Below are 9092 nucleotides of genomic sequence, written 5' to 3'. Positions count from 1 at the left end.
GCAGGAACCCGGCGAAGAACGCGTGGTGTGCCGCGTAGGTGAAACTCGCCGGGGTGTGCCGTCGTTCCCACCGGCCGCCGGGCAGGGCCCGGACCAGGTTCGGGGTACGCCCGGCGGCCGCGCAGTCCCGGGCGACGTCGTACCGCAACGTGTCCAGGGTGACCAGGAGCAGGTCGTGGCTGTCGAGCAGCTCCCTCACGCCGGCACCACCGGCCGGATGCCGGGGCCGACCGGCGACCCGGCTGCCGGTGAACGGGCCACCGACCAGGCGGCGGAGCGACCGGTGGCCAGGGCGTGCAGTTGCGCGTCGTAGCTGTCCCGGCCGGCGTCGTCCCGCAGCCCGGGCAGCAGGTCACCGAAGGCGTTCACCTCGGCCACCGCGTGCCGGCGCCAGTCCGCGCCGATCAGCAGGTCCACCCCGGCGTGCAGGCACCCGGGAAAAGCGGCGGCGGCCCGGACGCAGGTGCGCAGCGCCGCTGCGTACCCGGCCGGCCCCAGTGCCCCGCGTACGGCGGCCAGGTCGCCACGGACGTTGCCGAGGTGCAGATTGGTCAGCGGCCCCCGGCTGGTCCGGACCACGACGTGGGACGGCTCACCGGCGACGACCAGTACCCGCAGGTCCAGCGTCCGCTGGTCGAGCCCCGCCTTGGGGTACCAGCGCTCCACGTGCAGGCCGTCCGGGGCGAGTCGGTCCACGATCGCGGCGACCTCGGACTCGCTGCGGTAGTCGCGGACCCGCAGCGAGTTGAACAGCCGCCCGTCGTCGGCCAGCTCCACCGAGGTCGTCGCGCGGATCCGTCCCGACGCGAGTTGCAGGGCCAGCACCCCGGAGGCCGACGAGGCGTGCGCCGGCTTGACGAACACCCGGGACCACCCGGTGGTCCGCAACGCCGCCCGCAGCCCGGCCCAGTCCGCCGGAGCGGCCGGCAGGGCCGGCGGCACCGGCACACCCAGCCGGGCGAGCCGGGCGTGGCAGGCCCGCTTGTCGAACATGACGGCGATGTCCCGGGGCGCGTTGAGCAGGGTGGCGCCGGCCCGGTCGGCGGCCTGCGCGAGCCGGTCCAGGGCGGCGCACAGGCCGGCGTACCAGGTCGCCAGACCGGTGATCTCACCGTGCTCGGCCGGGGTTTCGGCGCCCCGGAGCAGCCGGTCCACCTCGGGATCCTCGCCCGGTGAGTCCACCCGGACCAGGGCGCCGGCCGGTACCGCGACCGGCCCGGCGGCGAGCTGCCGCCAGGGCAGCACGGTGACCGGGCGGGCGACCCGGGCGGCGGCGGCCCGGAACAGCGCGACCCGCCGGTTGTCCGGGCTGCCCACCACCACCAGCGGCGTACCGGTCATTCCGCGACGGCCACGTACCGGTCGCCGTCGGAGTCGGCCTCCTCCCGGTCGGAGAGGTCGACCTCCACCCCGGGCAGCTCCCGGGCCAGCCGCGCGGCGGTCTCCTCGCTGAGGTAATGGTGGTGCAGGTCGAGCCGGCGCAGGTGGGTGAGGGACTGCCCGGCCAGCAGTGCCGCCGCACCGGGGTCGGAGAGGACACCGAGGGAGAGGTCGAGGGTGTGCAGTCGGGCCACCACCGGCGCCCCGGCCACGGCGGCGGCGACCTCGTCGGCGATCATGGCGTCCCGCAGGCCGAGGTGACGGAGGCGGGGCAGGCGGGTGCCGGCGAGGATCGGCGCGAGGTCGTCGACGGTGGCGTCGCCGCCGTACGCCGGGTCCCCGAGCCACAGCTCCAGGTGCTCCAGGGCCGGCAGGTCGCACCCGGCTACCGCCCGGACCACCCCGGCGGGCAGGCCACCCGCCTCGATGGCCAGCTCCCGCAGGGCGGTGTGCCGGACCGGGCTGAGCGTCAGCCCCTCGGTGGCCCCCCGGACCCGCAGCACCTCCAGGGCCGGGTACGCGGTCAGCAACGGCGTGACGTCGTCCTGCCGGATCCAGGAGATCTCGCACTCCTCGAACGTCATCTCGCCGAGGAAGAGGGCGCGCAGCCCGGTCAACCGGGACGCCAGCTCGACCAGCAACCCGACCGGCGGGGGCGTGTCGTAGGCCGACCCCCAGGCGCCGATCACCAGGGCCCGCACCGAAGCCGGATCCACGGTCGCCACGAACTCGGTGAGCTGCGCGGCGAACTCCTCGGCGGGGGTGTCGTAGTCCGCGGCCTCCAGTCGCCAGGCGACGGCGGTCTGGTCGGCCGGCAGCGCAGCCGCCGGGTCGAAGGCCACCACCGGCAGGCCGGCGAACTCGGTGACATGCTGGTTGATCGTCATGGGCGCGGTCTCCCGGGCGCTGGAGGGGTCAGGCGCGCGAACGATAGCAAGGTCGACCGACAGCGCCACCGCGCCGACAGCGCCACCGGGCCGGCGCGGTGTCAGAGGACGCGTTCGAAGCGGGCCCGGCGGCCGACGACGGTGAACCCGAGCCGCCGGTAGAGCCGACCGGCCGGGTTGTCCACGTTCACGTCCAGCAGCACCTCCCGTACCCCGTCCGCGCGCATCCGGCGCAACGCCTCGGTGACCAGGGCCGCGCCCAGGCCACGGCCACGCTGCTCCGGCCGGACCCCGAGCTGCACGATCCAGCCCTGCGCGCAGGTGACGAAGGCGACGTCGCGGGTGACGGCGCCGACCCGGTCGTCGCTGGCGCCGTCGGCACCGGCGTGCTCGGTGGCGCTGTCGCGGGTGTGCTCGGTGGCGAGCAGCGACCAGCCGGGGCGGAAGTCCTCGTCGTCGGTCGTCCAGTCGATCCAGTATTCGGCGGACCAGCCCGGGAAGCCCGGCCGCTCGGCGAAGGCGGCGGCGTAGACCGCGAAGAACCGTGACGCCAGGGCGGTGGACCAGGGGGCGAGCCGGATCCCGGCCGGTACCGCCACGTCGGGCAGGGCGGTATCGGCCAGGTCGAACCGCATGACGTCCTCGGCGAAGGTCCGGTGCAGGCCCCGGCCGGCGAAGAGCGCGGCGGCGGCGTCGGTGAGCGTCTCGGTCTCCACCACGAGCACGGCGTTGCCGTCGCTGCCGGTCTCCCCCACGACCCCGTCGGCCACCGTGGGTGCCTCGGCGAGCCCCCAGTCCAGCAGCGCCGATCCGATCCCGCACCCCCGGTGGGCCGGGTCGACCAGCCCCAGGTACACCGCCCGCCGCTGCCCCGCGACGGGTTGCGGCCGGAGCCCGGCGGCGCCCACGAGCCGGCCCGCCCGGTCGACCGCGCACCGGGCTGCCCCGTCCGCCACGGCGAACCGCTCGCCGAGGAACGACTCCAACGCGATCAGGGGCTGTCCGCCGTCGGCCGCGAGGCAACGCGCGGCGAGTGAGGCGACGGCGGGCAGGTCGGCGGCGGTCAACGCACGCCAGCTCAGGTCGGTGGGCACGGGCGCACGGTAGTTCAGGTCGCGGCCGGTGGACACCCGAATATTCGGTCGCCCCGGCGGATCGCGGCGGGTTTGATGCCGATCATGACGGAGCGGATAGCGTTGGTCACCGGAGTCAGCCGGCGGGTCGGGATCGGCGCGGCGGTGGCCCGCCGGTTCGCGGCGGCCGGCTACCGCCTGCACCTCACCGGGTTACCCGCCTTCGACGAGGCCCAGCCGTACGGCGGTGATCCGGACGGGGTAACGGCGCTGCTCACCGAGCTGGGCGGACGGGCCACCTACCAGGCGGTGGACCTGATCGACCCGGCCGCGCCGGGGCACCTGGTCGCCGAGACGGTACGCCGGTACGGCCGGATCGACGCGGTGGTGGCCGTGCACGCGTACTGCACCGACACCCCGCTCGGTGCCCTGGATCCACAGGAGATCGACCGGCACCTGATCGTCAACGTGCGTGCCGGCATGCTGCTCGCCGAGGCGTTCGCCACCACGTTCGCCGCCTTGCGGCGTGCCTGGTCGGGCCCGGGCGACGACGGGTCGGAGCCGACGGGGACCGGTGACCCCGGTCGCGCCGACGGACGGCTGGTCTTCTTCTCCACCGGTCAGCGACTCGGCCCGATGCCGAACACTCTGGCCTACGCGGTCAGCAAGGCCGCGGTGGAGAACCTGACCGTGCAGCTCGCCCCGGTCCTGATGGCGCAGGGCATCACGGTGAACTGCGTGCATCCCGGACCGACCGACACCGGGTACGCCCCGCCGGAGGCGTACGCGGCGGTCGCCCGACGCTTCCCGGGCGGTCGTTGGGGCACCCCGGACGACGCCGCCCGGCTGGTGGAGTGGCTCTGTTCGCCGGACGGCCACTGGATCACCGGTCAGGTGATCGACTCCGAGGGGGGCTTCAACCGGTACGGCTGACCGGTTGCGCCGCCCCGTCGGGTCGCCCCGCCGCCCCCGTCGACCGGCGGGACGCCCCCGACGGGCGGTCCGGACTCAGCGTGGCCGGTACGTGCCGAACGACCAGACGTGGCCGGCCAGGTCCCGGGCGACGTAGTCGCGGGAGCCGTAGTCGGTGTCGAAGGGTTCCCGCACGATCTCCGCGCCGGCTGCGGCCGCACGGGTACGGTGCGCGTCGACGTCGTCGACCGCGACGTAGACCGACCAGTCGGTGTCGTCCGGTCGGGGGCGGTGCCGGACGCGCTGCCCGACCATGATCATTCCGGTGCCGAGGGCGAGTTCCGCGTGTGCCACCGAACCGTCCGGGGCGGTGTGTACGGCATGCGGGGTGAAGCCGAACGCCGTGCCGAGCCAGTCGACGGCGGCGCGGGCGTCGGGGTAGGTGAGAACCGGGTAGACCGTGGACATGCCCCGAGTCTGCCCGCCCACCCGGGCCGGCCGATTGGACGAATGTGACCTGTCGACCGGATCGGCCGGACGACGCGGTTCAGCCGGCCGGCGTCCGCTCGCCGGCGAGCACGGTCGGGGTGGTGCCGGCGAACTCGCGGAAGTCGCGGATCAGGTGGGCCTGGTCGAAGTATCCGCACCGGACCGCGATCTCGGCCCAGCGGTACCGGTCCGCCGGTCCGCAGTCCAGGTCCGCCAGTCCGCCGCGCGGGTCCGCCAGGTCCGCCGGTCCACAGTCCGGGTCCGGCGGGAGCAGCGGGGACGGCGGGAGCAGCGAGTGGGCCCGCTGGAACCGCAGCAGCCGGGCGGCGACCTTGGGCGTGAGGCCGAACTCCCGACGGAACACCGCCGCCAGGTGTCGGCGACTCCAACCCACCTCCTCGGCCAGCCGGCCGATGCCCAGCTGGCCACCCTGGCCGGCGAGACGGCGCCAGGCGCCGGCCAGCCGGGGGTCGGGCGCCGCTGTGCCGCCCAGCCGCTCCGTCAGCGCGGCGTCGAGCACCGCGAACCGGTGTGCCCAGTCGTCCGCCTCCGCCAGCCGGAGGCGCAGCCGGCTCCACCAGCCGCCCGGCAGGTCCGCCACGCCGACCGCCCGGTTGGCCAGCTCACCGAGGGGTAGACCGAGGATCCGCCGGGCGGCCGGCGGGGTGAGGAACACCTGCACACCCAGCCCGGTGCCGACGGTACGGGTCAGGCAGTAGGAGTCGAACGGGCCGGCCACGAAGGAGTCCACCCCGTACGCCCCCCGCTCGGCGGAACGCGGCTCGATCACGTCCAGCGGGTCCCCCCAGCCGAGGATGAGCACCACGAACGCGCCCGCCACCTCCCGCCGTACCAGCGGAGTCGCGACCGGATCCCGGTAGCCCAGGTAACGGTCGACCCAGGGCCGCAGGGCGGACGCCGGGGCCCCGACGACGACCTCGGTCATTTCACCCCGGCGACGTCCATCCCGCGCAGTTCCTTCTTCAGCTCCGCCACCTCGTCGCGGATCCGGGCGGCCAACTCGAACTGCAACTCCCGGGCGGCGGCCAGCATCTGGTCGTTGAGCTCCTGGATGAGCTGGGCCAGGTCGGCGCGGGCCATCCCCTCCCGCGAGGTGGTCGAGGTGGCCCGGCTCCGGCTGCGGGTCTCGGCGACTGGAGCCTTGCCCCGGGAGAGCTGCCGCGCCGCCCCGCCGATGGACGAGGTGTCCTCGGCCTCCCGGTAGATGTCGTCCAGGATGTCGTGGATCTTCTTCCGGAGCGGCTCCGGGGTGATGCCGTGCGCCTCGTTGTGCGCGACCTGCTTGGCCCGACGCCGGTTGGTCTCGTCGATGGCGTCGGCCATCGACGGAGTGATCTTGTCGGCGTACATGTGCACCTGACCGGAGACGTTCCGGGCGGCCCGGCCGATGGTCTGGATGAGCGACCGGCCGCTGCGCAGGAAACCCTCCTTGTCGGCGTCGAGGATGGCGACCAGCGACACCTCCGGCAGGTCGAGACCCTCACGCAGCAGGTTGATGCCGACCAGCACGTCGTAGTCGCCCTTGCGCAGCTCCCGCAGCAGCTCGACCCGGCGCAGCGTGTCGACCTCCGAGTGCAGGTAGCGGACCCGGATGCCGTGCTCCAGCAGGTAGTCGGAGAGGTCCTCGGCCATCTTCTTGGTCAGCGTGGTGACCAGGACCCGCTCGTCCCGTTCGGTCCGCAGCGTGATCTCGTGCATGAGATCGTCGATCTGCCCCTTGGTGGGCTTCACGACGACCTCGGGGTCGATCAGACCGGTCGGGCGGATCACCTGCTCGACGAACTCGCCCTGGGCCTGCTCCAGCTCCCACGACCCCGGGGTGGCGGAGAGGAAGACCATCTGCCCGACCCGTTCCAGGAACTCGTCGAACCGCAGCGGTCGGTTGTCCGCCGCGCTGGGCAGCCGGAAGCCGTGGTCGATCAGCATCCGCTTACGGGACGCGTCGCCCTCGTACATGCCGCCGATCTGGGGAATGGTCACGTGCGACTCGTCGATGACGGTGAGGAAGTCGTCGGGGAAGTAGTCGAGCAGGCAGTGCGGTGGGCTGCCCGGCAACCGGCCGTCGATGTGCATGGAGTAGTTCTCGATGCCGGAACAGAAGCCGACCTGGCGCATCATCTCGATGTCGTACGTCGTGCGCATCCGCAGCCGCTGGGCCTCCAGCAGCTTGCCCTGCCGCTCCAGCTCGGCCAGGCGCTCGGCCAGCTCGGCCTCGATGTCGCGGATCGCCCGCTCCATCCGCTCCGGGCCGGCAGCGTAGTGGGTGGCCGGGAAGATCAGCAGGTGGTCGACCTCCCGGACCACCTCACCGGTGAGCGGGTGCAGGTAGTAGAGCTTCTCCACCTCGTCGCCGAAGAGCTCGATCCGCAGAGCCAGTTCCTCGTACGCCGGAATGATCTCCAGCGTGTCACCCCGGACCCGGAACGTGCCCCGGTTGAAGGCCATGTCGTTGCGGGTGTACTGGATGTCGACCAGCCGACGCAGCAGCTGGTCACGGTCCAGCTCCTGGCCGACCCTGATCCGGACCGCACGGTCGAGGTACTCCTCCGGGGTGCCCAGGCCGTAGATCGCGGACACGGTCGCCACCACGATCACGTCCCGGCGGGTGAGCAGCGACATGGTCGCCGAGTGCCGCAGCCGTTCGACCTCCTCGTTGATCGAGGAGTCCTTCTCGATGTAGGTGTCGGTCTGCGGGATGTACGCCTCGGGCTGGTAGTAGTCGTAGTAGGAGACGAAGTACTCCACCGCGTTGTGCGGCAGCAGCTCGCTGAACTCCTTGGCCAGCTGCGCACAGAGCGTCTTGTTGGGGGCCAGCACCAGGGTCGGCCGTTGCAGTCGCTCGACCAGCCAGGCGGTGGTCGCGCTCTTGCCCGTACCGGTCGCGCCGAGCAGCACCGAGTGCCGGTCGCCGCGCCGCACCCGTCGCTCAAGGTCGTCGATGGCTGCCGGCTGGTCCCCGGCCGGGGAGTACTCGCTGACGACCTGGAACCGGCCGTCCAGCCGTGGAATGTCGAGCGCCATGCCGTCCACGGTACGCCGGCGGTGTGACACCCTGCGGAGACCACCCTGAGTGCACGATCGGCTTCGATATTCGCATTGTGTGGCCCATCTCACCGGGTTACCGTTTCCGGGTAGGCCGCCCGCGGCGGCCGACCGGGCCGGCAGCCCCGCCCTCACCTGGCAGGCCGCCCCCGGCGTGACGGTCGCAGCCCCGGCCCCGCCGGCGTGCGCGCTGTCGCGGTCGCGCCTGACGCGCTGACCGGCCGCCGCGGGCGCCCCTGACCACCACTGCCACCTCTGACCACCACTGCCCGCCCGGTGTCCACCACCCGGGCGGTGAACCGCCACCGGGCACGGCCCGCACCGCCACCCGACCGGGCGGGTCAGGATTCGACCCGGACCCGCAGGTCGACCGGGCGGCCCGGGTCGGCACTGCCGTACCGCCACTCCCCCGGCGACCGCGCCGGGTCGGCCGGCTCCGGCCACGCCGGGAACCCGGCCCCGGCCAGCGGCTCGGCGACCGCCGCCGCCTGCGCGACGGACGCCACGGTCAGTCGCATGTCGATGACGTCCCGCTCCGGAAGCCGGCCCTGCGCGGTCGGACCCACGTGGCGCAACCCCTCCGCCGCTGGTCCGAGGGCGTGCCGGAGCCGGGCGGCGAGCCGGGCGTACTGGGCCGGCCAGGACGGATCGACGACAGCACCGCTCACCGGGCGGCCGGGTACCGGCCGCCGGAGTCGCAGGTTGTGCTCGTAGGGCACCAGTCGGTCCCGCCAGAGCCGATCGACGGCGTCGTGCAGCTCCGCGAGCCCGGCGTCGTTGGCCAGCACCACGTCCGCCGCCGCCTGCCGGCGGGTGTCGTCGGCCTGGGCGCGGATCCGCTGCACCGCCTCGGCCTCGCTCATCCCCCGGTCCCGGACCAGTCGGCCGATCCGGGTGGACTCGGCGGCCGCGACCACCAGGACCAGATGGTAGGTCGGGGCGAGCCCCACCTCCACCAGCAGCGGCACGTCGTTGACCAGCACCGCGTCCGCCGGGGCGGCAGCGGCGAGCTGGGCCGACCGGGCCCGGACCCGGGGATGGACGATCGCCTCCAACCGCCGTCGGGCCGGCTCGTCACCGAAGACCACCGCACCCAGCGCCGGCCGGTCCAGGCTGCCGTCCGGGGCGAGCACCTGGCTACCGAAGGCCGCCACGACCTCCGCCAGCCCGTCGGTGCCGGGCGCCACCACCTCCCGGGCCAGCCGGTCCGAGTCGACGACCACCGCACCGAGCCCGGCCAGTCGGCTCGCCACGACGCTCTTACCCGAACCGATCCCGCCCGTCAGTC

Annotated in this window: 8 protein-coding genes and 1 pseudogene; 1 reads left to right on the top strand and 8 read right to left on the bottom strand. The window is 73.8% G+C overall.

Features of this window, described 5'->3' with window-relative positions:
- From GSF22_RS26155 to GSF22_RS26140, 4 genes and pseudogenes are all read right to left on the bottom strand, one after another.
- Nucleotides 1-199: pseudogene (locus GSF22_RS26155) on the bottom strand (STM4013/SEN3800 family hydrolase); the annotation flags it as partial.
- Nucleotides 196-1341: an STM4014 family protein gene (locus GSF22_RS26150; protein WP_208816395.1), complete on the bottom strand. Its 1146-nt coding sequence runs from the start codon at nt 1339-1341 to the stop codon at nt 196-198. The gene GSF22_RS26150 and the pseudogene GSF22_RS26155, both read right to left, overlap by 4 nt.
- Nucleotides 1338-2267, bottom strand: coding sequence for an STM4015 family protein (locus tag GSF22_RS26145; protein WP_208816394.1), 930 nt, complete (start codon nt 2265-2267; stop codon nt 1338-1340). Before GSF22_RS26145 ends, GSF22_RS26150 begins: the two co-directional genes overlap by 4 nt.
- 101 nt (nt 2268-2368) lie before the next feature.
- Entirely contained in the window at nt 2369-3361 is a 993-nt protein-coding gene (locus GSF22_RS26140; protein WP_208816393.1) for a GNAT family N-acetyltransferase, read from the bottom strand.
- Between the two features lie 84 nt (nt 3362-3445).
- Between GSF22_RS26140 and GSF22_RS26135 the strand changes: the two genes are divergently transcribed.
- Nucleotides 3446-4273, top strand: coding sequence for an SDR family oxidoreductase (locus GSF22_RS26135; RefSeq protein WP_244454153.1), 828 nt, complete (start codon nt 3446-3448; stop codon nt 4271-4273).
- A gap of 75 nt (nt 4274-4348) precedes the next feature.
- Here GSF22_RS26135 and GSF22_RS26130 read toward each other — a convergent pair whose 3' ends face one another.
- From GSF22_RS26130 to coaE, 4 genes are all read right to left on the bottom strand, one after another.
- A complete protein-coding gene (locus GSF22_RS26130) occupies nt 4349-4720 on the bottom strand; it encodes a VOC family protein (RefSeq protein ID WP_208816391.1) in 372 nt (123 codons plus the stop codon).
- 79 nt (nt 4721-4799) lie between these two features.
- Nucleotides 4800-5687, bottom strand: coding sequence for a helix-turn-helix domain-containing protein (locus tag GSF22_RS26125; protein WP_208816390.1), 888 nt, complete (start codon nt 5685-5687; stop codon nt 4800-4802).
- The gene (uvrB, locus tag GSF22_RS26120; RefSeq protein WP_208816389.1) at nt 5684-7783 is read right to left on the bottom strand and encodes an excinuclease ABC subunit UvrB; all 2100 of its coding nucleotides are present in this window, start codon (nt 7781-7783) and stop codon (nt 5684-5686) included. The genes GSF22_RS26125 and uvrB overlap by 4 nt, the downstream gene beginning before the upstream one ends.
- Nucleotides 7784-8145: 362 nt before the next feature.
- Entirely contained in the window at nt 8146-9090 is a 945-nt protein-coding gene (coaE, locus tag GSF22_RS26115) for a dephospho-CoA kinase (RefSeq protein WP_244454152.1), read from the bottom strand.
- Nucleotides 9091-9092 lie beyond the last annotated feature (2 nt).

This window comes from Micromonospora echinofusca (assembly GCF_017614955.1).
Lineage (GTDB): Bacteria > Actinomycetota > Actinomycetes > Mycobacteriales > Micromonosporaceae > Micromonospora > Micromonospora echinofusca_A.
The sequence above is the reverse complement of the archived record's forward strand: the minus strand, read 5'-3'. Positions and strand labels throughout refer to the sequence as shown.